19 protein-coding genes and 3 pseudogenes are annotated in these 26,188 nt (G+C 61.9%); 13 read left to right on the top strand and 9 right to left on the bottom strand.

Annotated features, from left to right (window positions below; translation table 11 throughout):
- Positions 1-129: 129 nt before the first annotated feature.
- From galB to DNK10_RS01715, 3 genes are read left to right on the top strand one after another with little or no spacing between them, the layout of a single operon-like run.
- Positions 130-864, top strand: a complete 735-nt coding sequence (galB, locus tag DNK10_RS01725; RefSeq protein WP_131190393.1) for a 4-oxalmesaconate hydratase — start codon at positions 130-132, stop codon at positions 862-864.
- A complete protein-coding gene (locus DNK10_RS01720) occupies positions 861-1,577 on the top strand; it encodes a 4-carboxy-4-hydroxy-2-oxoadipate aldolase/oxaloacetate decarboxylase (RefSeq protein ID WP_131178873.1) in 717 nt (238 codons plus the stop codon). The genes galB and DNK10_RS01720 overlap by 4 nt, the downstream gene beginning before the upstream one ends.
- A gap of 1 nt (position 1,578) precedes the next feature.
- Entirely contained in the window at positions 1,579-2,646 is a 1,068-nt protein-coding gene (locus tag DNK10_RS01715) for a 4-oxalomesaconate tautomerase (RefSeq protein ID WP_131190392.1), read from the top strand.
- Positions 2,647-2,733: 87 nt separating this feature from the next.
- Here DNK10_RS01715 and DNK10_RS01710 read toward each other — a convergent pair whose 3' ends face one another.
- Entirely contained in the window at positions 2,734-3,126 is a 393-nt protein-coding gene (locus DNK10_RS01710; protein WP_131178875.1) for a GFA family protein, read from the bottom strand.
- 161 nt (positions 3,127-3,287) lie between these two features.
- Positions 3,288-3,923 carry a TetR/AcrR family transcriptional regulator gene (locus DNK10_RS01705; RefSeq protein WP_131190391.1) on the bottom strand — a complete coding sequence of 212 codons (636 nt, stop codon included), beginning with the start codon at positions 3,921-3,923 and terminating at the stop codon, positions 3,288-3,290.
- Between the two features lie 90 nt (positions 3,924-4,013).
- Between DNK10_RS01705 and DNK10_RS01700 the strand changes: the two genes are divergently transcribed.
- Both DNK10_RS01700 and DNK10_RS01695 read left to right on the top strand, forming a co-directional pair.
- A complete protein-coding gene (locus DNK10_RS01700; RefSeq protein ID WP_131190390.1) occupies positions 4,014-5,117 on the top strand; it encodes an efflux RND transporter periplasmic adaptor subunit in 1,104 nt (367 codons plus the stop codon).
- 6 nt (positions 5,118-5,123) lie between these two features.
- Positions 5,124-8,210 carry an efflux RND transporter permease subunit gene (locus tag DNK10_RS01695; protein WP_131190389.1) on the top strand — a complete coding sequence of 1,029 codons (3,087 nt, stop codon included), beginning with the start codon at positions 5,124-5,126 and terminating at the stop codon, positions 8,208-8,210.
- 83 nt (positions 8,211-8,293) lie between these two features.
- Here DNK10_RS01695 and DNK10_RS01690 read toward each other — a convergent pair whose 3' ends face one another.
- Positions 8,294-8,971 carry a DUF4197 domain-containing protein gene (locus DNK10_RS01690; RefSeq protein ID WP_131178879.1) on the bottom strand — a complete coding sequence of 226 codons (678 nt, stop codon included), beginning with the start codon at positions 8,969-8,971 and terminating at the stop codon, positions 8,294-8,296.
- Positions 8,972-9,098: 127 nt separating this feature from the next.
- A complete protein-coding gene (locus DNK10_RS01685; protein WP_131190388.1) occupies positions 9,099-10,196 on the bottom strand; it encodes a peptidoglycan-binding domain-containing protein in 1,098 nt (365 codons plus the stop codon).
- Positions 10,197-10,330: 134 nt separating this feature from the next.
- On the opposite strand from DNK10_RS01685, the gene DNK10_RS01680 reads away from it, so the two are divergent.
- Positions 10,331-11,100 (top strand): IS5 family transposase gene (locus DNK10_RS01680; RefSeq protein WP_131190387.1). Its coding sequence is split into 2 segments (ribosomal slippage): positions 10,331-10,661 and positions 10,661-11,100, totalling 771 coding nucleotides; the frame shifts between segments, so codons are not numbered across the junction.
- A gap of 308 nt (positions 11,101-11,408) precedes the next feature.
- Here DNK10_RS01680 and plsB read toward each other — a convergent pair.
- Positions 11,409-13,892 (bottom strand): glycerol-3-phosphate 1-O-acyltransferase PlsB, encoded by a 2,484-nt coding sequence (gene plsB / locus DNK10_RS01670; RefSeq protein WP_131190385.1) that lies wholly within the window; start codon positions 13,890-13,892, stop codon positions 11,409-11,411.
- 605 nt (positions 13,893-14,497) lie between these two features.
- Here plsB and DNK10_RS01665 point away from each other — a divergent pair.
- The 6 genes and pseudogenes from DNK10_RS01665 to DNK10_RS01640 all read left to right on the top strand — a co-directional run bounded on the left by DNK10_RS01665 (position 14,498) and on the right by DNK10_RS01640 (position 20,920).
- Positions 14,498-15,766: an SfnB family sulfur acquisition oxidoreductase gene (locus DNK10_RS01665; protein ID WP_131190384.1), complete on the top strand. Its 1,269-nt coding sequence runs from the start codon at positions 14,498-14,500 to the stop codon at positions 15,764-15,766.
- A gap of 3 nt (positions 15,767-15,769) precedes the next feature.
- Positions 15,770-16,969: an SfnB family sulfur acquisition oxidoreductase gene (locus tag DNK10_RS01660; protein ID WP_131190383.1), complete on the top strand. Its 1,200-nt coding sequence runs from the start codon at positions 15,770-15,772 to the stop codon at positions 16,967-16,969.
- Positions 16,969-18,369, top strand: coding sequence for an LLM class flavin-dependent oxidoreductase (locus tag DNK10_RS01655; protein ID WP_131190382.1), 1,401 nt, complete (start codon positions 16,969-16,971; stop codon positions 18,367-18,369). The genes DNK10_RS01660 and DNK10_RS01655 overlap by 1 nt, the downstream gene beginning before the upstream one ends.
- A 19-nt stretch (positions 18,370-18,388) precedes the next feature.
- Positions 18,389-19,183: a MetQ/NlpA family ABC transporter substrate-binding protein gene (locus tag DNK10_RS01650; protein ID WP_131190381.1), complete on the top strand. Its 795-nt coding sequence runs from the start codon at positions 18,389-18,391 to the stop codon at positions 19,181-19,183.
- Between the two features lie 59 nt (positions 19,184-19,242).
- Positions 19,243-20,283, top strand: a pseudogene (locus DNK10_RS01645) (methionine ABC transporter ATP-binding protein); the annotation flags it as partial.
- Positions 20,267-20,920 (top strand): methionine ABC transporter permease, encoded by a 654-nt coding sequence (locus tag DNK10_RS01640; RefSeq protein ID WP_165493573.1) that lies wholly within the window; start codon positions 20,267-20,269, stop codon positions 20,918-20,920. The pseudogene DNK10_RS01645 and the gene DNK10_RS01640, both read left to right, overlap by 17 nt.
- 183 nt (positions 20,921-21,103) lie before the next feature.
- Here DNK10_RS01640 and DNK10_RS01635 read toward each other — a convergent pair.
- Together DNK10_RS01635 and DNK10_RS26385 are read right to left on the bottom strand one after the other, a co-directional pair.
- Positions 21,104-21,532, bottom strand: a pseudogene (locus tag DNK10_RS01635) (LysR substrate-binding domain-containing protein); the annotation flags it as partial.
- Positions 21,530-21,721 (bottom strand): annotated as a pseudogene (locus DNK10_RS26385) (hypothetical protein); the annotation flags it as partial. The pseudogenes DNK10_RS26385 and DNK10_RS01635, both read right to left, overlap by 3 nt.
- A gap of 429 nt (positions 21,722-22,150) precedes the next feature.
- On the opposite strand from DNK10_RS26385, the gene dld reads away from it, so the two are divergent.
- Positions 22,151-23,842 carry a D-lactate dehydrogenase gene (dld, locus tag DNK10_RS01630; RefSeq protein ID WP_131190378.1) on the top strand — a complete coding sequence of 564 codons (1,692 nt, stop codon included), beginning with the start codon at positions 22,151-22,153 and terminating at the stop codon, positions 23,840-23,842.
- A 341-nt stretch (positions 23,843-24,183) separates the two neighbouring features.
- Here the strand turns inward: dld and DNK10_RS01625 are convergent, their stop codons facing one another.
- Both DNK10_RS01625 and DNK10_RS01620 read right to left on the bottom strand, forming a co-directional pair.
- Positions 24,184-25,218, bottom strand: coding sequence for an NAD(P)-dependent alcohol dehydrogenase (locus tag DNK10_RS01625; protein WP_131190377.1), 1,035 nt, complete (start codon positions 25,216-25,218; stop codon positions 24,184-24,186).
- A gap of 9 nt (positions 25,219-25,227) precedes the next feature.
- Entirely contained in the window at positions 25,228-25,989 is a 762-nt protein-coding gene (locus DNK10_RS01620; RefSeq protein WP_131190376.1) for an SDR family NAD(P)-dependent oxidoreductase, read from the bottom strand.
- Positions 25,990-26,188: the final 199 nt, after the last annotated feature.

The following is a 26,188-nucleotide window of genomic DNA, read 5'->3' as shown; positions in this document are numbered from 1 at the left end:
AAGGGGACTATGCACTTCGCCCCTGATCATCTCAATAAATAAAACGCATACCAAAAAAAACTGAACGCATTAGTCCGCCCCCGCTACGCGGTGACATTCTGGGTTCCTCACCCACAGGAGCCATTCACTATGCATGCACGACAAAAAGCCGCCCTGGTGGTCAGTGCCCATTCCGCCGATTTCGTGTGGCGTGCAGGCGGCGCCATCGCCCTTCACGCTTCCCAGGGCTATGCCATGCACATCGTTTGCCTGTCATTCGGCGAGCGTGGGGAATCGGCCAAACTATGGCGTAAGGGCGAAATGACCGAGGAGAAGGTCAAGGCCGCGCGTCGCGAGGAAGCTCAGAGCGCTGCCGAGATTCTGGGGGCCAGTGTCGAATTCTTCGATATCGGTGACTACCCGATGCGCGCCGACAAGGACACTCTGTTTCGCCTCGCCGATGTTTTTCGCCGCGTGCAGCCGGAGTTCGTAATCAGCCACTCGATGAAAGATCCCTACAACTACGATCATCCGTTAGCCATGAACTTGACCCAGGAAGCGCGCATCATTGCCCAGGCGGAAGGTTACAAACCGGGTGAAAAAATCGTCGGCGCCCCACCGGTGTACGCGTTTGAGCCACATCAGCCGGAGCAGTGCGAGTGGCGCCCAGATACCTTCCTCGACATCACCGAGGTGTGGAACAGGAAATACGCCGCCATTCAGTGCATGGCCGGTCAGGAACACCTATGGGAGTACTACACCCGCGTCGCTCTGCAGCGTGGCGTGCAGGCCAAGCGTAACGTCGGCATCACCAGTGCACGCAACATCATCTATGCCGAAGGGTTCCAGAGCGTATTCCCGCGGGTCACGGAGAACCTGGCATGAGTGCGCTGATAGGCAGAACCGGTATCGTCGTGCGCAATATCCCTCGCGCTCAGCCGGACGTCATTGACGCCTTGGGTCGCCTGGGCGTCGCCACGGTGCACGAAGCGCAGGGGCGCAAGGGTTTGTTAAACACCAGCATTCGCCCCATTCAGCAAGGCGTGAGCGTGGCCGGTTCGGCGGTGACCGTGCTGGTGGCGCCCGGCGATAACTGGATGTTTCACGTTGCCGTTGAGCAATGTCGCGAGGGCGACATCCTGGTCGTCGCGCCCAGTTCGCCATGCTGCGATGGCTATTTTGGCGACCTGCTGGCTACCTCGCTGAAGGCTCGCGGCGTGCGCGCCTTGGTGATCGATGCGGGTATCCGCGACAGCCATACCCTGCGCGAAATGGGGTTCTGCGTATGGTCGAAGGCGGTCAATGCTCAAGGCACGGTCAAGGAAGTGCTCGGCTCTGTGAACCTGCCGCTGGTATGTGCCGGGCAGTTGGTAAACCCCGGCGATATCGTTATCGCTGATGATGACGGTGTGGCGGTGGTTCGGCTTGGCGAAGCCGAGCAAGTGCTTGAGGCCGCCAACAAGCGGGCCGATCTCGAAGAGCAGAAACGCCTGCGTCTGGCCGCCGGGGAGTTGGGGCTGGACATATACAACATGCGCCCACGCCTGGAAGAAAAAGGCCTGCGTTACGTGGATAGCCTCGACGAATTGGATGCCTGACATGAGCCAAACCCGCATTCCCTGCCTGATGATGCGCGGCGGTACTTCCAAGGGGGCCTATTTTCTGGCTGATGACCTTCCAGATGACCCCGCTCTTCGCGATCGGGTGCTGCTGGCGGCCATGGGCTCACCCGACAAGCGTCAAATCGACGGCATTGGCGGGGCTGACTCTCTGACCAGCAAGGTGGCTATCGTCCGCAAGTCGCAACGCGAGGACGCCGACGTCGACTATCTCTTTGCCCAGGTGCAGGTGGACGAACCGCGGGTCGATTACGGACAGAACTGCGGCAACATTCTGGCCGGCGTTGGCCCGTTCGCCATCGAGCGAGGCTTGGTGCCCGCCGGCAAGCCGTACACATGGGTGCGGATCTTCATGCAGAACACCGGCCAGACCGCTGTCGCCCAAGTACCCACTCCGAATGGCGAAGTGGAGTATGCCGGCGACACCAGGATCGATGGTGTGCCGGGTTCTGCTGCCGCCATGGTGGTGGAGTTCGCCGATATTGCCGGCTCCACTTGCGGGGCCCTGCTGCCGACTGGCAATGCCCGCGATACCTACGACGGCATTGAGGTGACGTGTATAGACAACGGCATGCCGGTGATTCTCTTGCGTGCCGAGGATCTGGGCTGCAGCGGCTACGAAAGCAGAGAGGAACTGGACGCCAATCACGCCCTGAAAGTACGTCTGCAATCCATTCGTTTGCAGGCCGGGCCACACATGAATCTTGGGGATGTCAGCCAGCGCAATGTTCCAAAGATGTGCCTGGTCTCAGCGCCCCGTCACGGCGGAGCGCTCAACACCCGTTCGTTCATTCCTCATCGTTGCCACGCCGCCATTGGCGTGTTCGGAGCGGTGAGTGCAGCGGTGGCCTGCCTGGTCGAAGGCAGCATAGTCGAGGGTCTGGCAAACAAGGGTACAGGCGATCTTCGTCGCTTGTCGGTGGAGCATCCAAGCGGGGAATTTAGCGTTGATGTTCGCCTGCGAGATGGCCGAATAACAGGTTGTGGGTTAGTTCGCACTACACGTCTTCTGTTTGCTGGAGATGTATGCGTACCTCGGAATCTATGATCCGGATCATGAGCCGCTTTTTTAAAGCTCGGGTGATCTCAGCACTCGGTCCGGTACCGACCTTCTCTGGCGTCTGGCGCGTGCGGCTCAATCCTCGGAGCGGCCTGTGGCGTCACGGTCGTGCCTGTAGTGCGTTTTGAAAGGGAAGGCCGGTAGCCAGGATTCGCGGCGGGTCGTCCAGCTTTCGTAGGTTGGTACCAATTGGTCTGGCGCATCGAGGGCACCCAGGTGCACTTCGATTTCGTCTGCGCTACGGGCGAAAACCGATGAGCCACAGCGGGGACAGAAAAAACGCCCGGCATAATCCTGTGTTTCGCCGCTGATGGTCACGGCATCCCGAGGGAATACGGCTGCAGCGTAGAAGAGGGCGCCATGATGCTTGCGGCAATCGAGGCAATGGCAAAGACCGACCCGGTAGGGAGCCCCCGACGCCTCGATTCGAACGTTGCCACACAGGCAACCGCCGGTGAATCGATCCATCCTGCACCTCCTCTGAAATCAAGCCGTCGGCATGGCCGGTCGTTTAAAGGGGCGAACCGGTATCCGCTCGCAAATGCCGATTGTCGTGGTAAAGAAAGTAGCAGTTCAGCGACGGCCAGGATGGTTTCTCAGCAGTTATGCGCCTTAGGCGCATAACGCGATCAAGGTCGATAGGCGCGCAGGAACATCTGTACCGCCGCCTGGGCGTGCTGCTCCTGTTCTGCTTCATTCTGAGGGGCGCCGCAGCCGATCAGCAGGCGGAAATTGGCGCAGCCTTTGAGCAGGGAAAAGAACTGATCCGCCGCCACCTTGGCCGACTCGATGCGCAACTGGCCATGCTGATCCGCCTTGCTCAGCAAACGCTCCATTTCCGCGAGCAGCCGCAACGGGCCGGCTTCGTAAAAGACTTTCGCGAGCAGCGGATCCTGAGTACCGAGGCTGGTCATCAGGCGATGCAGTTCGACGGATTCGGCGCTGTTGATCAGGCGACTGAAGCCGCTGGCGATGTTCAGCAGCACAGCCTCCACGGCGGCATTCTCGGGCAGCTCGAAGAACAGTTCGGGTAACTGCTCTTCGCACTTGGCCTTCACCGCTGCGCAGAACAGCGTCTCCTTGTCGGTGAAATGGCTATACACGGTCAGCTTGGATACACCGGCGTGGGCCGCAATGGCATCCATGCTGCTGCCTGCGTAGCCATAACGCAGGAACAGGCATTTGGCGGCTTCGAGGATGGCCTCGCGCTTGGCGGGATCTTTGGGGCGGCCGGGGCCGCTGGGGGGCAATGAAGTATTCGACATCGGGCTATCTTAATACTGGACTGGCGAGTACGCTATTTTTACTATACCGAGCAGTACAAGTATTAAAAGTTTCCTGAAAGGACATTCATCATGTTCCGCCATGCTCTGTCTCGCGTTGTGCCTGTCTGTCTTGTCCTGTCTCTGCTCGCCTGCAGCAATGCGGAGGCGCCACCGCCCGGCATTCGCCCTGCAATGGTGGCGCAGCCCCAATTGGCGGCGGAGTTGATGGATACCTACCCTGGCGAGATAAGAGCGCGGCTGGAACCGGAACTGGCATTCCGCATTGGCGGCAAGGTGACCAAGCGCCTGGTAGAGGTGGGGCAGCGGGTCGAGAAGGACGCGCCGCTGGCCGAGCTGGATCCGCAGGACGTGCGCCTGCAGCTGGATGCGTCGCGCGCCCAGGCGTTGGCGGCCGAAGCCAATCTGCAGTTGGCGCGGGCCGAGCGTGAGCGCTACCGCATCTTGCAGCAGCGGCAGATGGTCAGTCAGTCGCAGTTCGATAATGCCGAAAACACTTTCCGCGCCGCCGAAGCGCGCCTGCGCCAGGTGCGTGCAGAACTCAACGTCGCCGATAATCAGGCAGGTTATGCCGTACTCAAGGCTCCGCAGAGTGGCGTGATCGTGCAGCGCAGCGCCGAGGTCGGGCAGGTGGTTTCGGCTGGCCAGACGGTGTTCGTGCTGGCGGCCGATGGCGAGCGCGAGGTGCTGATCGACCTGCCCGAACAGGTGATCAGAAGCCTGCGCATCGGCCAGGACGTAGCCGTGGAGCTGTGGTCGCAGCCGGGCGAGCGGCTGGCCGGTCGTATCCGTGAGCTGTCGCCCGCGGCCGATCCACGTTCGCGTACCTACGCCGCGCGCATCGCCCTGCAGCAGCGCGATGCGCAGGTGGAGCTTGGCCAGAGCGCGCGGGTGTTCATCGCTCACAACGGCGATGTGCCGCTGGCGGTGCCGCTGTCGGCACTGACGGCGGAAAAGGATCAGCCCTACGTCTGGGTGGTCGATCCGCAAACCTCGAAACTCAAGCGCACCGCGGTGCGGGTCGGCCCCTATGGCGAAAAGCTGGTGCCGGTGCTGGAGGGTCTGAAGGCCAACGACTGGGTGGTGGTGGCCGGCGTACAGGTGCTGCTGGAAGGGCAGCAGATACGCCCGGTGGATCGGCAGAACCGCTCGGTAGAACTGGCGGCGAAGGAGTAGGCGTCCATGTCTTTCAATCTTTCCGCCTGGGCGCTGCATCATCGTCAGATCGTCCTGTACCTCATGTTGCTGCTGGGCATCGTCGGTGCGCTGTCCTATTCCAAACTCGGCCAGAGCGAGGATCCTCCCTTCACCTTCAAGGCCATGGTGGTGCAAACCAACTGGCCGGGCGCCACGGCCGAACAGGTGGCACGGCAGGTCACCGAGCGCATCGAGAAGAAGCTGATGGAGACCGGCGAGTACGAGCGCATCGTGTCCTTCTCGCGGCCCGGTGAATCCCAGGTCACCTTCATGGCCCGGGACTCCATGCACTCCAACGAGATTCCCGAGCTCTGGTACCAGTTGCGCAAGAAGATCGGCGACATTCGCCATACGCTGCCGAGCGGCGTCCAGGGGCCGTTCTTCAACGACGAATTCGGCACCACCTTCGGCAACATCTACGCCCTGACGGGTAGCGGTTTCGACTACGCGGTGCTCAAGGATTATGCCGACCGCGTGCAGTTGCAGCTGCAGCGCGTCAAGGACGTCGGCAAGGTCGAGCTGGTCGGCCTGCAGGACGAGAAGATCTGGATCGAGCTGTCCAACACCAAGCTGGCCACTCTCGGGCTACCGCTCAGAACCGTGCAACAGGCCCTCGAACAACAGAACGCGATGGCCGTGGCGGGGTTCTTCGAAACCGCTTCCGACCGTGTGCAGCTGCGGGTCAGCGGCAGTTTCGAGACGGTCGAGCAGATTCGCGATTTTCCCATCCGTGTGGCTGACCGTACCTTCCGCATCGGCGACGTGGCCGATGTCAGCCGCGGCTTCAACGATCCCCCCGCGCCACGCATGCGTTTCATGGGTGAAGATGCCATTGGCCTGGCGGTGTCGATGAAGCCGGGCGGCGACATTCTGGTGCTCGGCAAGGCGCTGGAGGGCGAATTCACCCGCTTGCAGAACAACCTGCCGGCGGGCATGCAGCTGCGCAAGGTCTCGGATCAGCCGGCAGCGGTGAAGACCGGGGTCGGTGAGTTCGTCAAAGTGCTCACCGAGGCGCTGATCATCGTGCTGCTGGTGAGCTTCTTCTCCCTGGGCCTGCGCACCGGACTGGTGGTGGCGCTGTCGATTCCCCTGGTACTGGCGATGACCTTCGCCGCCATGTACTACCTGAACATCGGCCTGCACAAGATTTCCCTCGGTGCCCTGGTTCTGGCTCTGGGCCTGCTGGTGGACGACGCGATCATTGCCGTGGAGATCATGGCGATCAAGATGGAGCAGGGCTACGACCGCCTCAAGGCGGCGAGCTTCGCCTGGACGAGTACGGCGTTCCCGATGCTCACCGGCACGTTGATCACCGCAGCGGGCTTTCTGCCGATCGCCACGGCACAGTCGGGCACCGGCGAATACACCCGTTCGATCTTCCAAGTGGTGACCATCGCCCTGCTGATGTCCTGGGTAGCGGCGGTGATGTTCGTGCCTTATCTCGGCGCTCGCTTCCTGCCGGATCTGGCCAAGCGTGCGGCGCAAAAACATGGCGGCAGCGATACCGGGCATGACCCTTACAGCACGCCGTTCTACCAGCGTGTACGGCGTGTGGTGGACGGCTGCGTACGGCGGCGCAAGACGGTGATCGTGCTGACCCTGGCACTGTTCGTCGGCTCGATTCTGCTGTTTCGCTTCGTGCCGCAGCAGTTTTTCCCGGCGTCGGGGCGGCTGGAACTGATGGTCGATTTCAAACTGGCCGAAGGCGCTTCGCTGGTCGCCACCGAGGCCGAAGTGCGGCGCCTGGAAGAGCGCCTGGCCGGGCATCCCGGTGTGGATAACTATGTAGCTTATGTCGGCACCGGTTCGCCGCGCTTCTATCTGCCGCTGGATCAGCAACTACCGGCGACCAGCTTCGCGCAGATCGTGGTGCTGGCGAAAACCATCGAGGATCGTGAGGTGCTGCGCAGTTGGCTGATCGGCGTGCTGCACGATGAGTTCCCGAGCCTGCGTACGCGCATCTCTCGCCTGGAGAACGGGCCTCCAGTGGGCTATCCGGTGCAGTTCCGCGTTTCCGGCGAGCATATCGACGAGGTGCGCGGGCTGGCCCGCCAGGTCGCCGACAAGGTGCGTGACAATCCCCACGTGGTCAACGTGCACCTGGATTGGGAAGAACCGAGCAAGGTGGTGTACCTGAACATCGATCAGGATCGTGCGCGAGCCCTGGGCGTGAGTACCTCCGACGTGTCGAGTTTCCTGCGCAGCGCGCTGAATGGCTCATCGGTCAGTGACTACCGCGAGGACAACGAGCTGATCGAGATCCTCCTGCGTGGCACGCCGCTGGAACGTCAGGCTCTGCAACTGCTGCCGAGCCTGGCGGTGCCGACCGAGAGCGGCAAGAGCGTGTCGCTGTCGCAGATCGCAACCCTCGAGTATGGCTTCGAGGAAGGTGTGATCTGGCACCGTAACCGCCTGCCGACGGTGATAGTGCGCGCCGATATCTACGGGCCGCAGCAGCCAGCGACCCTGACTCAGCAGATCCTGCCGACCCTGGCCGAGGTGCGCGATAACCTCCCGGATGGTTACCTGCTGGAAGTGGGTGGCACGGTGGAGGATTCCTCCAAGGGGCAGGCCTCGGTGAATGCCGGTGTGCCGCTGTTCATCGTGGTGGTGCTGACGCTGCTGATGCTGCAGCTGAAGAGTTTCTCGCGTTCGGCGATGGTGTTTCTCACCGCGCCGCTGGGGCTGATCGGCGTGACGCTATTCCTGCTGCTGTTCGGTCAGCCGTTCGGTTTCGTCGCCATGCTCGGCACCATCGCGCTGTCGGGGATGATCATGCGCAACTCGGTGATTCTGGTCGATCAGATCGAGCAGGACAGAGCGGCGGGGCTGGATGCCTGGAATGCCATCGTCGAGGCGACGGTTCGGCGCTTCCGGCCCATCGTGCTGACCGCCCTGGCCGCGGTGCTGGCGATGATTCCGCTGTCGCGCAGCGTATTCTTCGGGCCGATGGCAGTGGCGATCATGGGCGGGCTGGTGGTGGCCACTGCACTGACCCTGATGTTCCTGCCCGCACTGTATGCGGCGTGGTTCCGGGTGCAGAGAGACGACAAGCCAACGCACACTGCATAGTCGAGAACCCGTAGGGTGGAACACGCTTCACCGTTCAACCAACGTTCTTCGCGCGCTCGATCCACCCTACGGTTGAACCCTTCTTACAGCGCGCCGAAGACTTTCTTCGCCAGGCTGGTCGCGGCGGCTGCGGGGTTCTCGCGAATGCCGGCTTCCTGTTGGGCAATCATCTCGAACAGGCCGTCGAGCGCCTGCTCGGTCACGTAGTTTTCGATATTCGCGCTCTTGGCGTCGATCACGCCGAAGGTGGCTGCCTGGCTGGCGAAGCTGTTGTATTGCTTGGCCAGGCCGACCTGGTCGGTAGCCTGTTTGACGATGGGCAGGAACTTGGCGCGGATCTGCTCACGGCTGCTCTTGTTCAGGTATTGAGTGGCCGAGTCCTGGGGGCCGGAAAGGATGCTCTTGGCATCCTGCACGGTCATCTTCTTCACCGCGTCGACCAGTAGCGCCTGGGCTTGCGGCACGGCGGCTTCGGCGGCCTTATTCATGCTGGTTTCCAACTGCTCGACCTGGGCACCCATGCCCATCATCTTCATGGTCTTGGCGGCCTTGCCGAGTGTACCCGGCAGCTCGATGCGCACGTCCGGATTGCCACTGAAGCCGCCAGGCTTGCCGAGTTGTTGCACGGCCACTTTGGCGCCCTGGGTGAGGGCATCCTTCAGGCCGCCGCTGGCGTCCTGTTGGCTGAGATCGGAAAGCGACAGGGCGAACACGTTGGCGGACAGCAGCAAGCCGGTGACGAGGGTGGAGATGCGGAGCATGGCGGTGACCTTCAGACGATGAGTTATGCAGCGAGCTTAGCAGGCGGCAGAGGTACTCGGCGAAGGTTGAAGAGCGGAGGAGGGGACGAGGGGAGGCGGCACGCCCTCTGAGGGCGTGCCGGGTGCATCATCGTTCGATTTCGAGAACGGTCAGGCTTTCCAGGGTCAGGGCGCCGACGGCCAGGCCGTTGGCGGTCTGGAATTCGGTCAGTGCGTCAAGGGTACGCTTGCCTAGCAGGCCGTCGACAGTACCCGGGTTGAAACCGCGCTTGACCAGGCTCTGCTGCAGGCGGGTCACCAGGTTGTCGTCGATATCGTTGTCGCAGACGGTCTGGCGCGACACGATGCGGGCGTTACCCTCGAAGCGGGTGATCTGCAACTGGCGCTTCTCTTCCGGCACGATGATCTGGTTGGCTTCGACCGGCTTGACCAGCTCGGTGGAGGCGACCTTGGTGTATTCCGGATCTATGATCACTTCCACTGCCTGGGCCGGCTTGTCGACGATCCAGCGAGTGACGCTCTTGTACTCGGCCGGATCGGTTTCGACCCGCACGGTTTCCGGCGACACCAGCTTCTTGATCTTGACCACTTCCTGCTTGGCCGGCACCTGGCGTGCGCAGAAAGACATGACGCCAGTACCGCTCGAGTAGCGGGTACCTGCTGCGCGGCACTGGTCGAGTACGGTCTTGGCTTCTTCGAGGGTGACGGTTTCCTGGGCATCCTCGTAGACCGCCGGCACTACCACGTAGCGCTTGACCTCAGGGCGGATCATCACCTGCTCGGATACCACGCGGTAGGTCGGCGGCTCGATGCGGTAGGTCTTGGTGCCTTCGCGGGTGACCACCTGCTTGAAGCCCTTGTCGAGCTCGGCAGGGGTGACGGTGATCTTGTTGACCGAATCCTTGACCACGATGTCCTGGGTGCTCTGCACCGGACGCGGCCTGACCTGGGCGTAGACCCAGCACTGGCCAGGCTGGATTTCGTATTCCTGGGGCTCCTGGGAACTCAGGGCGGCCACCGGCGCCTGAGCCTGCACGGGCTGGCCACTCGGCGCTGCGCGGGATACGCCCTGAGGCGCCGGCTGCGGTGTGGCTGGCGCGGTAGCGGCTTGCTGAGCGACTGGTGCCGGTTGTGCCGGTTTGTCTTCGTTATTGGTCGATGACGGCTGCATGGCGCAACCCGAAACCATGATCGCCAGTGATCCCAGAATGGTGTAATAACGCACGAAAATCCCTGCCCTGAATGGCCTCGACGACGCATAGTAGGGGCTGTCGCGGTAAAGCTCAATAACGGACGAAGCCTAGGGCTTGTTGAGATACAGCTTTCCCTACCCCGCCTTCCTGTGGTGAAATTTTGGGTATGACTAGACTTGTACTCACCGACGCCCAATGGGCGAAGATGGAGCCACATTGCCTGGGCAAGCCAAGCGATCCAGGCCGTAGTGGTACGAATAATCGACTTTTTATCGAAGCGGTTCTGTGGATTGCTCGCACCGGCAGCCCATGGCGCGACCTCCCCGTTGAGTTCGGTAATTGGAATACCGTTTTCAAGCGATTTCGGGACTGGGTGAAGGCCGATATCTTTCAGCGTCTATTCGATGCCGTAAGTGATGAGCCCGACATGGAATATGCAATGGTCGACGCTACGATCATCAAGGTTCATCGCCACGGCCAAGGCGCAAAAGGGGGGCTCAAAGCCAGGCCATAGGCAAGTCCAGAGGGGGCATGACGAGTAAGATTCTAGCCCTGACAGATGCCTTGGGGAATCTGGTTCGCTTTGTCCTGCTGCCTGGCCAGCGCAACGATATTACGGGGGTTGCTCCCTTGATCAAGGGCGTTGAGTTCGATGGGCTGATTGCTGACAAAGCATTCGATGCAAACTGGCTGATTGCTGATTTGAACCAGCGAGGAGCCAAGGTTGTCATTTCCCAAATGCCGCAACGCAGAGAACCTCTGGATATTGATTTGGAGGTTTACAAGTGGAGGCACTTGATCGAAAACTTCTTTTGCAAACTCAAGGAGTTCAAGCGTATTGCAATGCGCTGTGACAAGACCGATGCAAGCTTTTGCGCCATGGTCAATCTTGCCGCTGCCATTAATCAATTCACGATGTATCTCAACAGGCCCTAGGGTCTGTTGACATTTCATGCACGGCCGCGCCGGAACCCGTTTTGCCGCGAGGCAAGGCACGAGCCGCGAAGTTTAGCTGGCTAAATGAGCCGGCGAGAAACGCAGCATCGCGGCAAAACGGGCCCGGCCCTACGGGTTGCGCGGGAAATTTCGCCATGCGTCGTTGGAGGACTTGAAAAGGGAACGCCATTCCCTGCGTCCTCCGCCTCGCTTGGCGAGATTTCTCGCAGCAACGCGGCTCGCGTTGAAAGGTCAACAGACCCTAGCGTCGTATCAGAACGACATTACGGCCCAGGAACCCAATCGGTCTACATCCCGTCCAGCAACTCCTCGCTACGATCCATCGTCACCTGGCGGATGGACAGGCGGATTTCCGCGGGTAGCACGCGCTTGGCGGCACCTTCGGCCAGTTCGGCGAATTCGGGGTGATGACTGAGTTTTCCGGCTTCGTCCTTGCGCAGCACGCCCTGGTCGAGCAGCGTCTGGATGAAGTGGCGGAACAGGCTCTTGTCGAAGAACTCCGGGGCATTCAAACCATGCAGGATCGACAGGCGCTGAGCCATGACCGTACACAGGTCTTCCAGCTCTTCGGCGCTGATGCTGTTCTGCCCGGCGTTGAGCAACAGGGCGCTGGCCATGTAGAAACGCTGCAGGGTCTGGACGATGGCGCGTGATAGCAGGGTCAGCAGCACGAAGTGCCGCGAGCTGGGTGCCGGGCGCACGTAGAGATCGTTCTCCACCTTGAGCAGGCCCTGTTCGACGAACGCCTCCAGCCACTGATCGACCACGCCTTCGAGTTCGTCCGCGGACCAGCGGATGTACAGCTCGGCCTGCAGATAGGGATACAGCGCATGAACGAAACGCAGAATCTGCTCGCGGCTCATTCGCCCGCTGTTCTGGAAGAAGCTTGCCAGCAGGCCGGGCAGGGCGAAGATGTGCAATACATTGTTGCGGTAGTAGGTCATCAGGATGGCGTTCTGCTCATCCAGATAGAGAATGCGACCCAGGGCGTCCTTCTGCTCGGAAAGCAGTTGCATGCCGCGTACGTATTCGATCAGCGCCAGGCCATCGCCTTCCGGCAGGGTGGTGTGCGGTGAGTAGGGCACGCGGCGCAGCAGGCTCTGGTAAAGATCGAGGATGCGCGTCAGCGCACGTTCATCCAGGGCCAGCTTGCTGGTGGAGAGCAACGCCAGGGCCACCAGGTTGACCGGGTTGATCGCCGCCGCCTCGTTGAGGTGTTGAGCCACGCGTTCGCCAAGTCGATTGGTGGTTTCGTTGAGCCAGGTCGGGCGATAGTCCGGCCCCAGGTTCTGGTCGCGCCAGTCAGGCTGCTGCCCATCGAGAAAGCTATCGAGCTTGATCGGTTCGCCGAAGTTGACCCAGACATGGCCGAAACGCTGCTTGAGCGCGCCGATGACCTTGAATATATCGAAGATCGATTCCTTCTTCTTGCTCGCGCCGCGCAGCTCGCCCAGGTAGGTACGGCCCTCCAGCACGCGCTCGTAGCCGATGTACACCGGCACGAACACCACCGGCAGGCGATGGCTCTGCAGGTAGCTGCGCAGGGTGATGGCGAGCATGCCGGTCTTCGGCCGCAGCATGCGACCCGTGCGCGAACGGCCGCCCTCTACGAAGTATTCCACCGGATAGCCCTTGCTGATCAGGGTACGCAGGTACTCGTTGAACACCGCGGTGTAGAGCGGGTTGCCCTTGAAGGTACGGCGCATGAAAAAGGCGCCACCGCGACGTAGCAGGCCACCGATGATCGGCATGTTGAGGTTGATGCCGGCGGCGATGTGCGGTGGCGTCAGGCCGTTGCGAAACAGCAGGTAGGACAGCAGCAGGTAATCGATATGGCTGCGGTGGCAGGGTACGTAGATCACCTCGTGACCCTGGGCGATGTCCTGCACCCCTTCGATATGGTTGACCTTGATGCCGTCGTAGATCTTGTTCCAGAACCAGGACAGGATCAGCTCGAGAAAGCGAATCGCCGTGTAGGTGTAATCCGAGGCGATTTCGTTGCCGTAGCGAAGGGCCAGGGCCTCGGCCTTCTGCGCCGAGATGTTCTCGCGCTCGGCCTCTTCGGCGATGGCCTGGCGTACCTGCGGGCCATGCACCAGGCCTTTGACCAGGTTGCGTCGGTGCGACACGTCCGGGCCGATGACCGCGGCCTTCTGGTTGCGAAAGTGCACCCGCAGGATGCGGTGAACCATGCGCAGGGTGCGCTCCTGGCCCTTGTTCTGGGCGATCAGTTCGCGCAACTGGATAGGCGTGGAAAACTGCACACGGGTGGTGCGGCCCAGGATCAGAATGCTGACCAGACGGCGCAGGCGGCCGGTAACTGCCCAACTGTCGGCGAACAGCAGCTTCCAGGCGCTGGTTTCATGATCCGGCGATTGGCCCCAGAACACGCTGACCGGAATGATCTGAGCCTCTTCCGCGCTGTGCTCGCCGAGGGCGCTGACCACCCGTTGCAAGGTCGGCGAAATGCCGCGTTTGTCCTGCCGGCCGAGCCAGTCGGGCTCCGGGGTCAGGTAGAAGAACGCCGCCGGCTCCATCAGGTCGCCCACTGCCACCGGCAACACCGGCCGTGGCAAGCCGGCCTTGGTGCACTCGCGGTCGAGCACCGCCAGGTCGCTCACCGAAGGCTGCTGCAACACGTAGAACACCGGCTTGCTGCGGTCGAGCTTGAGGGTGAAGGCCGACTGGTTGATGGTTTCCGAGCGCACCCACAGGTACAGCAGGCGGCGCAGGGTACCGAATGCGAGACGGCGAAGCGGGGAGCGGGTCATACGGGATCTGGCTGTGGCGACGAGCCTGGGCTCTGGGGGCGTTAGTGTGCCGGATCACCGCCCTGTCGGCAAAATCTTGTAAAACTTGGCGTTTCGCCGCGAAAAGCACATCTGGTGACCGTCTGGTTAGCAGTGAGGCGCTAGAGCACCGCCTGCTGGCCTGTCAGTCACATGCGGCCGTTCGAAGCCCTCTTAGACGCTGTTCACGATCTGCTGCGTTCCGCCAGCAGACGTAACATGTTCGACTGCAAGAAGGCGAGAGCAGCCGGTCGTAGGATGAAAAGAGCGTCATCCACCCTACGGGGTGAGCGTCCGCTTACGCCTTGTAGCGTTCTCTTGATTTCGTCTCGCGAGATCGTGAGCAGGCTCTTACACCCTCGAACAGGCGTCGCACCACTTTCACCAGCCCCAGGTCGCCGATCTGATGGCCGATGAATAGCACGACGGTTTCCCAGGCGCCGGATCGGCTTCGGCGCTTCCAAGCCCGTCTAACCTTATGCGAAAAAGCTATTTAATTATTTTGTATTCCTTCAATTAGGGTATATCGATCCTGCGTCGTGGCCCCTCGTTTTGCCTGGCGCGATGTCCTGCAAATCGAGGTGTGTATGGTTCGTCCGACGGCTGCCGAGAACGGTGTGTCTGCGCTGCAAAATCCCCGAGAGGTCGAACCGGACGTGGCGCCGCGGCTGGCGCCAGCGCGCATTTTGCGCAGTGACGCAGAAGCCCTGCAGGCTGCCCACGAGCTTGCCGACGCGGCCAGGGCTCAAGCCATCGAACGTGATCGTGAGCGGCAATTGCCCTGGGCGCTGGTCGAGCAGTTCACTGCCAGCGGCCTGGGTAGCATCGCCGTGCCCCGTGAGTTCGGTGGCCCACAGTTATCCTTCGGCACTATTGCCGAGGTGTTCCGCATCATCTCCGCGGTGGATCCCGCACTGGGGCAGATTCCGCAGAACCAGTTCGGCATCCTCGCCCTGCTGCAGTTGCTGGCGACCCCGGCCCAGCGCCAGCGCTTGTTCGCCAGCGTGTTGCAAGGCTGGCGCATCGGCAATGCCGGGCCCGAGCGCAGCAGCAAGCACACGCTGGATCTGCGCGCTCGTCTGCAGCGCGAGGGGGAGCGGTATTTCATCAGTGGCGAGAAGTTCTATTCCACCGGCGCGATCTTCGCGCACTGGGTCGCCGCCAAGGCGCTGGATGACCAGGGGCGGCCGGTGTTGGCGCTGATCCAGCGCGGGCGCCAGGGGCTGCGCATCGTCGATGACTGGTCCGGCTTCGGCCAGCGCACCACGGCCAGCGGCACGGTGCTGCTGGATCGGGTCGAGGTGGATGCCGACAACCTGATCCCGCTGTGGCCGTTCGGCGAGCAGCCCAGTATCCAGGGTGCCGTTTCGCAATTGATCCAGGCGGCCATCGATGCGGGCATCGCCGCTGGCGCGCTGGGCGACGCGATTGCCTTCATCCGCGAGAAGTCCCGCCCTTGGGTCGATGCCAATGTCGAACGGGCCAGCGACGATCCCTATGTGATCGCCGATATCGGCCGCCTGCAGGTCGACCTGCACGCTGCCGAGGCGCTGCTGCGCAAGGCCGCTCGGGTACTGGATGAGATCAATGTCGGGCCTATCGATGCCGAGGCGGCCGCGCGTGCCTCGATCGCCGTCGCCGAAGCCAAGGTGCTGACCACCGAAATCAGCCTGCTGGCCAGCGAAAAGCTGCTGGAACTTGCCGGCAGCCGCGCCACCCTGGCCGAGTTCGGCCTCGACCGGCACTGGCGCAACGCCCGCACCCACACCCTGCACGACCCGGTGCGCTGGAAGTACCACGCGGTCGGCGCCTACCACCTCAATGGGCGGCATCCCGCCCGTCACTCCTGGATCTGAGCCATGAATGCACCCTTGCATACCGCGCCGGCGCTGATCGGTAGCGATGCCGAAGCGCTGGAGATCGCCAACGCCCTGGCCGAGGTATTTCGTACCGGCGCCGCCCAGCGCGACCGCGAACGCCTGCTGCCGCATGCCGAACTGGAGCGATTCAGCCGTTCCGGCCTGTGGGCGATCAGCGTACCCAAGGCGTTTGGTGGCGCCGGCGTATCCAGCGTCACCCTCGCCAAGGTGATCGCGCGAATTGCCCAGGCCGACGGCTCGTTGGGGCAGATTCCCCAGAACCATTTCTATGCCCTGGAGGTGCTGCGCATCAACGGCACCCCCGAACAGCAGCGTCGCCTGTACGGCGAGGTGCTGCAGGGCGTGCGTTTTGGCAATGCCCTGGCGGAACTGGGCACCAGGACTTCCCAGGATCGCACCACGCGGCTGATCGCCGATGGCGAAAACTTCCGCATCGACGGGCGCAAGTTCTACGCCACGGGTGCCTTGTACGCCCAGCGCATCCCCACCCTGGCGGTGGATGAGCAGGGCGTCGGCCATCTGGCTTTCGTACCTCGTCATGCTCCGGGGCTGGAGATCATCGATGACTGGAGCGGCTTCGGTCAGCGCACCACGGGCAGCGGCTCGGTGCTGTTGCGACAGGTGCCGGTGGCCGCCGCGGACGTGGTGCCGTTCCAGGCTTCGTTCGAGCGACCGACCACGGTCGGGCCGTTCGCCCAGTTGCTGCATGCCGCCATCGATATCGGCATCGCGCGCGGCGCTTACGAAGACACGCTGAGCTTCGTGCGCAGCAGTTCGCGGCCGTGGATCGACTCGGGCGTGGACAAGGCCAGCGACGACCCGCTGACCCTCAAGGCGATAGGCCGGCTGGCCATCCACCTGCACGCGGCCGAAGCGCTGCTGGAACGCGCCGGTGAAATCCTCGACCTCGCTCAGGCTGCACCCGATGCGGCCAGCGTGGCGGCCGCATCCATCGCCGTGGCCGAGGCGCGGGCGATAGGTACCGAAGCCTCGCTGGCGCTGTCCAGCAAGCTGCTCGAACTGGCTGGCAGCCGCGTCACCCTGGCCGAGCACAATCTCGATCGCCACTGGCGCAACGCGCGAACCCACACCCTGCACGATCCGGTGCGCTGGAAATACCACGCGGTGGGCAACTACTACCTCAACGATGCACTACCGCCACGTCGGGGCACCATCTGATGGCCAGACAGATTCTGCTCAACGCCTTCAACATGAACAGCGTGGGGCATATCCATCACGGCTTGTGGACGCACCCGCGGGACAACGCCACGGCGTTCAACGAGCTGGAGTACTGGACGGATCTGGCCAGACTGCTCGAGCGCGGGCTGTTCGATGGTTTGTTCATCGCCGATATCCTCGGTGTCTACGACGTGTACGGGCAGGGTGTCGATCTGACGTTGCAGGAGGCCATCCAACTACCGGTCAACGATCCATTGCTGCTGGTCTCGGCCATGGCCGGGGTGACCCGACACCTGGGCTTCGGGGTGACCGCCAACCTGACCTACGAGCCGCCTTACCTGTTTGCCCGGCGCCTCTCCACCCTCGACCACCTGAGCGGCGGCCGGGTCGGCTGGAACATCGTCACCGGCTATCTGGACAGCGCCGCCAAGGCCATGGGCCTGCGCCAGCAGGTCGAGCACGATCGCCGCTATGACCAGGCCGACGAGTACCTGGAGGTGCTGTACAAACTGCTAGAGGGCAGCTGGCAGGATGATGCCGTGGTCGCCGACCGCGCCCGGCGTGTCTATGCGCAGCCGGGCAGGGTGCACAAGGTGGTGCACCAGGGCGAGTTCTACCAGGTCGAGGGCTACCACCTCAGCCAGCCGTCGCCACAGCGTACGCCGGTGCTGTTCCAGGCCGGCTCGTCGGCGCGCGGGCTGCGCTTCGCCGGTCAGCATGCCGAGTGCGTCTTCATCGGCGGGCACGACAAGGCGGCGGTGCGCGAGCAGGTCGACAAGGTGCGCGCCAGTGCGCTGAGTGCCGGGCGTCCGGCCGAGGCGATCAAGGTGTTCATGGGCATCAGCGTGATCGTCGCGCCGAGCGAGGCCGAGGCGCGCGACAAGCACGCCGAGTACCTGCGCTACGCCAGCCCGGAAGCGGGCCTGGCGCATTTCTCCAGCTCCACCGGCATCGACTTCGCCGAGTACGACCTGGACGAACCGATTCGCTACCAGAAGACCAACGCCATCGAGTCGGTGGTCAAAGCCTTCACCGCCCCGGACAGCGGCTGGACCAAGCGCCGCCTGCTGGAACAGCACGCCCTCGGTGGCCGTTACCCGGTAGTGATCGGCTCGCCGGCCCAGGTGGCCGATCAACTGCAGGCCTGGTTCGAGGAAACCGGCCTGGACGGTTTCAACCTGACGCGCATCGTCTCGCCGGAAAGCTACGCCGACTTCATCGAACTGGTGGTGCCCGAGCTGCAGAGCCGCGGCCTGTACAAGACCGCCTACGCCGAAGGCAGCTTGCGCCACAAGCTGTTCGGCCAGGGGCCACGCCTGCCGGAAAACCACAGTGGCGCCGCCTGGCGACGGGCTGACGCTGCATCGCCGATTGCCAATGCTGCAAACAACGCTCACTGATCGACCAAGGATGAAAGCCATGTCTACGTTATTGAAAACCCTCGCTCTGGGAGCCCTGCTGAGCGTTTCCGGCCTGGCCGCGGCGGCGCAACCGCTCAAGCTGGGCACCACCGCTGCCTTCGCCCCTCCGTTGGAAGTGGCGGTCGCCGAAGCCAGGAAGCAGGGCCTGGAGGTGGAACTGATCGAATTCAGCGACTGGATCGCGCCCAACGTCAGCCTGGCCAACGGCGATATCGACGTGAACTACTTCCAGCACGTGCCGTTCCTCGAGAACGCCAACAAGGATGGCGGCTACGACCTGGTGCCCTACGCGCCGGGCGTGATCAACAACGTCGGCCTGTACTCGAAGAAATACACCGACATCGCCAGCTTGCCCGAAGGCGCCAAGGTGGCCATCGCCAATGACCCGATCAACGGCGGCCGTGGCCTGCAACTGCTGCAGAAGGCCGGGTTGATTACCCTCAAGCCGGGCGTCGGCTACCGCGCCACCCTCGAAGACGTGACCAGCAATCCGAAGAACATCCGCATCATCGAGCTGGAAGCCGTGCAACTGGTTCGCGCACTGGATGAGGTCGATCTGGCCCAGGGCTACCCGCACTACATCCGCCTGGCCGGCACCCACGATCCGGAGTCGGCACTGCTGTTCGATGGCGTGGACAACCCGGAGTACATCATCCAGTTCGTCATCCAGCCGGCGAGCAAGGACGATGAGCGCCTGCGTAAGTTCGTCGATATCTACCAGCATTCGCCGGCCGTGCGCGCCGCCCTCGACAAGGCCCACGGCAAGCTCTACCAGCCGGGTTGGGAAAGCTGAGCATGAGCGGTTTCGATCCCCATCTGCAGCAGGTCGCCCAGGCCCGCCAGGACAGCGCGGCGCAACTGCGCTTCGTCGGCCTGAACAAGGTCTACGACAGCGCCGAGGGCTCGGTGCAGGCGCTGCGCGATATCGATCTGGCGATCACCCGCGCCGAGGTGTTCGGCATCATCGGCCGCAGCGGCGCTGGCAAGTCTTCGCTGATCCGCACCATCAACCGCCTGGAAACGCCGAGCAGCGGTCAGGTGCTGATCGATGGCGAAGACATCGGCCTGCTCGACGAGGATCACCTGGTGCAGCTGCGCCGGCGCATCGGCATGATCTTCCAGCATTTCAACCTGATGTCGGCCAAGACCGTGTGGCAGAACGTCGAGCTGCCGCTGCGCGTTGCCGGCGTGCCCCGTGAACAGCGCCAGCACAAGGTGCGCGAGCTGCTGGAACTGGTCGGTCTGCAGGACAAGCATGGCGTCTATCCGGCGCAACTGTCCGGCGGGCAGAAGCAGCGCGTGGGCATCGCCCGCGCCCTGGTGCACGATCCGCAGATCCTGCTGTGCGACGAGGCGACCTCGGCCCTCGACCCGGAGACCACCCAGGCGATCCTCGGCCTGCTGCGCGAGATCAACCGGCGCCTGGGCCTGACCATCGTGCTGATCACCCACGAGATGGCGGTGATCCGCGATATCTGCGACCGCGTGGTGGTGCTCGAACAGGGCGAAGTGGTCGAGCAGGGAGAGGTCTGGCGGGTGTTCGGCGCGCCCCGCCACGAAGTCACCCGTACGCTGCTGGCGCCTCTGCGCCACGGGCTGCCGGCGGACGTGCAGGCGCGGCTCAGCGAACACCAGCAGCAACCGGAAGACGCGCTGGTGCTGCGCCTGCAGTTTTCCGGCAACAACCCCGAGCCGGATCTGACCGCGGTGGCCGGCGCACTCGGCGGCCGCCTGGCACTGCTCGACGGTGGTATCGAACGCATTCAGGGGCATGCCCTGGGTTACCTGCTGCTGGCGGTGAGCGCTTCACCGCACAGCCGCGAAGCACTCTTGCACAACGCCCACCAGTTAGCGGATCACGTGGAGGTACTGGGTTATGTCGCTGCTGCTTGAGCGCCTCTGGCAGGCGTTTCTCGACACCCTGCTGATGGTCGGCGTGTCGTCGTTGCTGGCCCTGCTGGCGGGCATTCCGCTGGCGGTGTTCCTGGTCACCAGCAGCAAGGGCGGGATCTTCGAAGCGCCGCGGCTGAACCAGGTGCTGGGCAGCTTCGTCAATCTGTTCCGCTCTATCCCCTTCCTGATCCTGATGGTCGCGCTGATCCCCTTCACCCGCTGGATCGTCGGCACCAGTTACGGCGTGTGGGCCGCGGTGGTGCCGCTGACCATCGCCGCCACGCCGTTCTTCGCCCGCATCGCCGAAGTCAGCCTGCGCGAGGTCGACCACGGCCTGATCGAAGCGGCCCAGGCCATGGGCTGCCGCCGCTGGCATATCGTCTGGCACGTGCTGTTGCCCGAGGCCCTGCCGGGCATCGTCGGCGGTTTCACCATCACCCTGGTGACCATGATCAACTCCTCGGCCATGGCCGGAGCCATCGGCGCCGGCGGCCTTGGCGACCTGGCCTACCGCTACGGCTACCAGCGCTTCGACAGCCAGGTGATGCTCACCGTGATCGTCGCCCTGGTGGTGCTGGTCAGCCTGATCCAGTTCGCTGGCGACCGCCTTGCCAGGGGGCTGAACAAGCGGGCGTAGGGGCGAGCCACACCGCCAATGTCGGTAGGCGGCGATAGGGCGGGAGCGATCTGTCGTAGGGTGGACGACGCTTTACCTACGCGGCCCGACCCGTCCACCGCTCTGCAATCGCAATGGTGGATGAAAAGAGCGTCATCCACCCTAGATGTGGAACGGCTATCGCTTTCAAACCGCCAGGCAGACTCACTCGGCCATGGACGCGTCCTGGTTCGTGGCGTGTTCGCCCTTCACCGCATCGATGAAGGCCTGCATGGCTGAAGACTGGATGCGGTGGCGTCGGGTGATCAGGCCGTAGGGCGGCAGGCGTGGTACGAAGGTGATCGGCAGCACCTTGAGCAGGTGCTTGCCCGGGTAATCGTTGACCACCGATACCGGGGTGACGCCGATCATGTCGGTCTGCTGCAGCAACGACAGCAGGGTCATGATCGAAGTGGTTTCGACGATGCTGCTGGGAATGTCCACCCGCGCATTGTGGAACGCCTGGTTGATGATGGTGCGCATGGGGCTTGGGTGCTGTTGCAGCACCCAGGTCATATCCTGCAGTTCCTCCCAGCTCAGGTGCATTGCGTTGGCCATCGGATGCTGGGCGCCGGCGACCACGCACAGGGTTTCGGGCTCCGGGGTCAGGTCGCCCACTGCCACCGGCAACACCGGCCGTGGCAGGCCAGCCTTGGTGCATTCGCGGTCGAGTACCGCGAGGTCGCTCACCGAAGGCTGCTGCAACACGTAGAACACCGGCTCGCTGCGGTCGAGGTTGAGGGTGAAGGCCGACTGGTTGGTGGTATCCGAGCGCACCCACAGGAACCGTCGAGCAGGCGTCGCACCACTTTCACCTGCACCAGGTCTGCACCAGGTCGCCGATCTGATGGCCGATGAATATTTCTAACCAGTCGGGCTGCTCTAGGAGTTTTCGCTCAGCCTGGATCCATAGTTGACGTTCACGGGTGTCAGCAAACAGCTCAGCGTGTGAAAAACGTCCCTGCTTTGGCACAGCCTAGAGAGCACCAAATTCCTCAATGAGTAGCAATTGCTTGCAGCCTGCGCCTGGAATCAAGTCCGTGGGGCGGGGCTCACTCTGCCACTTCGTGGCTTGTTATCACTTACCGTGCCGTTGAATCGATCATGATTGGTTATCGATTCATGGGAAATTGTCATTGGCGGCTATCGGGGAATCTCACTAAATATGAACATATTTGGCGCTCGACTATAAACAACGGAAGGTCTCACATCATGCAGCAGTCGTTAACCCTTCAACGCTTGGGCGAGCTGGTCGGCAGCGATAATCTGATCACTGACGACTACCAAAAAGCCTATTACTGTAAAGGCTTTCGTTATGGTCGAGGCGAGGCGTTGGCGGTCGTGCTGCCGCAAACCTTGTTGCAGCTGTGGAGCGTGTTGAATGTCTGCCAGCAAGGTGGGGTCATCATTCTGATGCAGGCCGCGAACACGGGTGTTACCGGTGGTTCGACCCCCCAGGGGGACGACTATGACCGGCCGGTGGTGATCATCAGCACCCGCAAAATCAAAGGCATGCAAGTGATCGATGATGCCAGGCAGATTATCGCCTTTCCTGGCAGTACGCTGACTGAGCTGGAGGACGGCTTGAAACCTTACGGCAGGGAGCCGCACTCGGTGATTGGCTCGTCCTGTATCGGAGCCTCGGTAGTGGGGGGCATTTGCAACAACTCAGGTGGTTCACTGTTGCAGCGCGGGCCCGCCTTTACCGAAAAGTCGCTGTTTGCCCGGATCACTGAAGACGGCAATATTGAACTGGTGAACCATTTGGGTATTGAGCTTGGGGATACACCCGAGCAGATGATCAGCAGTCTCGAAACGGGTCGCTATAGCACTGGCACTGCAAGTGACTGGGCTGGGAAAATCTGGGCGGACGATTATTACGCAGTGATCAAGGATGTCGACGCTCAGACGCCGACGCGGTTCAATGGCAACCCTCAATATCTATACGAAAGTTCAGGCTGTGCGGGTAAGGTGATTGTGTTCGCAGTTCGCCTGGCCACCTTCGAAGCAGTGAAGGCGGAAAATACCTTTTATATCGGAACCGATGATGAGCAGGAACTGCTGAGCCTGCGTCGCTTCTTAATTGAAAACCTTGACCATCTGCCAGTACAGGCAGAATACATCGACCGCTCTGCTTTTCGCCTGACCTTGCGTTATGCGCGACATATGTATTTGTCCATCAAGCGTCTAGGTCCGGCTGCATTGCCTGGACTCATGCAGAAGAAAGCGATGTGGGATGCCCGGGTCAAGCGCCTGAAGTTGTTGCCTGCCAACATGATTGATCGGTTGATTCAGTGGGGGAACCGGCTAATCCCAGCCAATGTGGCGCCACGCTTGCTGTCGTTTCACCAACGCTTCGAGCACCACTTGATGATCAAGGTCGACCGGTCTGATACTCAACAGTTGAATACTTTATTGTCATCGTTTTTTGCTGAGCGCAGCGGCGACTGGTTCCAGTGCAGCGACACAGAGCAGGCAGATGCCTTTTTGATCCGCTTCGCTGTTGGTGGTGCTGCGATATTCTATTGTGATTATCATGGTATCGACGGTGACAGTCGGCTGATTTCCCTTGATGTAGCGCTACGCAGGAATGATGATCACTGGATGATCCAGTTGCCTGCGGAATTGAAGGCGCAGGTTCTGGAGGAAACCTGCTGTGGCCACTTCTTCTGCCTGGTGAATCATCAGGACTACATCCTTAAGCCCGGTGTTGACGGCGTGAAGTTCAAGGCAGGCGTGCTCGAGCATTTAGACCAGCGCGGGGCGAAGTATCCTGCAGAGCACAATATCGGCCACCTGTATCAAGCGTCTGAAGAACATCGGCGACACTTCGTCAAGCTTGATCCCACCAATACGTGTAACCCCGGTATAGGTCGAACCAGCAAGTTGAAGCACTGGGCTTGAATCTCCTGAAACAGGCCGTAATGTTGATTGACGCCACCACTTTAATGGGGCTGCGATAGGCACGGATAATGTCGTGCTTGGACTGCTATCGAGCAGTCGCATGATCGTCAAGGGCGTAATGGCTACTTTGCCCGTACAGCCAGTTCGCTGGAGGTACGGGCTTTTTTGCGGTTCACGGAATGCCGGGGGCAGCCTGCCCTTCGGGCTTGGGCTTTTGGGGCTGCGAGATTATCTATATGAGGGGGCAATGCTGAAAAGGCGTTGTCTTCGATACATGATGAGTGCTGGAGCGAGATGCCTCTCATTCGAGGCATCTCGCTCCAGTGGTGCGCAGGTTGTGTTCAGAATGTGATTTGCAGCTTTATGTCCTGCGGATGCGCCCGGTCGGCCCGTTCGAATGCTTCGATCGACCGTTCGAATGGGTAGGTCGCGGTAATGAGTGGCTTTACGTCGATCTTGCCGCTCGCCATCAACGCGATAGCCCGCTCATAGACATTGGCGTAGCGGAACACGGTAACGATCCGGATTTCCTTCACCATCAGGGCGACGATGTCCAGTGGCACTTCGGCCGTCGGCATGCCGACACAGACGATGGTTCCGCCTGGGCGCAGGCAGTTCGCCAAATCGGTAAAAGCCTTTGCGGCGCCGGAGCATTCGAAGACCAGATCGACGCCGCGACTTTCCGTTACCGCCGTCACCTGGGCACTGAGGTCGCTGGTGTCAGGGGAGAGCGCCTCGATTCCGTGGTATTGCGCCACGTTCTTCAGCTTCTCTGCGGCAGGGTCGAATATCAGTACCCGTGCGCAGCCTGCGGCCAGGGCGCAAAGTGCAGTGAGGATCCCGATAGGGCCTGCGCCCATGACCAGGGCCACATCTCCTGGCTGGATACCTGCTTTGGTGACTGCCTGCATGCCGACCGCCAACGGCTCAACCATGGCACCCTCGGCTTGGCTGATGGTGTCGGGCAAGCGGTAGGTCAGCGCCGCGGGGTGGATCACTTCCGAGGTCAGGCAGCCGTGCACCGGCGGCGTTGCCCAGAAGGTCAGCGACGGGTCGAGGTTGTAAAGGCCGATGCGGCTCGGACGGCTGGAAAAGTCCGGCACGCCGGGCTCGATACAGACCCGGTCGCCGGGATGCAGGTCGTTTACCTCTTCGCCGCATTCGGTGATCGTGCCGGCGGCCTCGTGGCCAAGAACCATCGGTGCATCGACCACGAATGGGCCGATACGGCCGTGCCGGTAGTAATGGACGTCGCTGCCGCAGATCCCGACCACGTCCATGCGCACACGGACATCCCTGGGGCCAAGCGTAGTGGGAAGCTCGATCTCACGAAGGGTGAGTTCGCGTGGTCGCTCAAGAACAAGTGCTTGTGCCATCGTTACACCTCATATGCAGGTATAGCCAGCATCGGCTGTGATGATCGAACCCGTCAGCAGGCTGGAGGCATCCGAGGCCAGGAACTGCACCACGGAGGCCACTTCGTGCGGTTGCCCCATCCGCCCGGCGGGCGTCAGGTCGAGCCAGCGCGATATCAGCCCCGGTTGACTTTCCAGTCCATGCAGCAATGGCGTTTCTATATAGGTCGGGGCCACTGCGTTGACACGAACGCCGCGCGTTGCCCACTCCACAGCCAGGGATTTGGTCAGGTGGTGCACGCCAGCCTTCGATGCGTTGTAGTGGCACTGGGGCTGCGGCACGTTGACGACCTGGGCGGACATCGAGCCGATATTGATGATCGAGCCGCGCCCCGCCTCGAGCATCCGTCGGCCGAAGCCCCGGCAGGTACGGAATACGCCGGTCAGGTTGACGGTAATGACCTTGTCCCATTCGGCGTCGCTCATCTCCTCGGCCGGGGTGTTGATCACGATCCCGGCATTGCAGACGAGTATGTCCAGGGCGGGCAGTTTGGCCGCCAGGCTGTTGATCGCGTTGCTGTCGGTAACATCCAGGGCCTCGGCCCGGGCGCTGTAACCCTTGCTGTTGAGCGCTTGTGCGGTGACTTCGGCACGCTCGCGCTGAATATCGGTGCAGATCACTTCTGCACCGGTTGCGGCCAGCCCTTCGGCGATGGCTGCACCGATACCCTGGCCTGCGCCAGTTACCAGTGCGAGCTTGCCGGCCAGGCTTTGTTTTTCGCGGTATTCCATCATCTACCTCTCAGATCAGTGGGCAATGCCGGGGCGGCGTGTGATCCATGCGATCCCTGTTCAGAGGTAGCCACGTGCGTTGATGGGCATGTAGCAGCATGGGGGACTCCTCTGGGGGAATATCTAGTAATGCTACGTTTCGGATTTGAGCATGGTCAAGCCGTCCAGGCTCAAGAAAAAACCTTTCGAGTGAAATTCA

Origin of the sequence: Phytopseudomonas daroniae, assembly GCF_004327275.1 — a bacterium.
In the GTDB taxonomy this organism is placed as follows: domain Bacteria; phylum Pseudomonadota; class Gammaproteobacteria; order Pseudomonadales; family Pseudomonadaceae; genus Aquipseudomonas; species Aquipseudomonas daroniae.
This window is presented reverse-complemented; position numbering and strand designations above follow the sequence as displayed.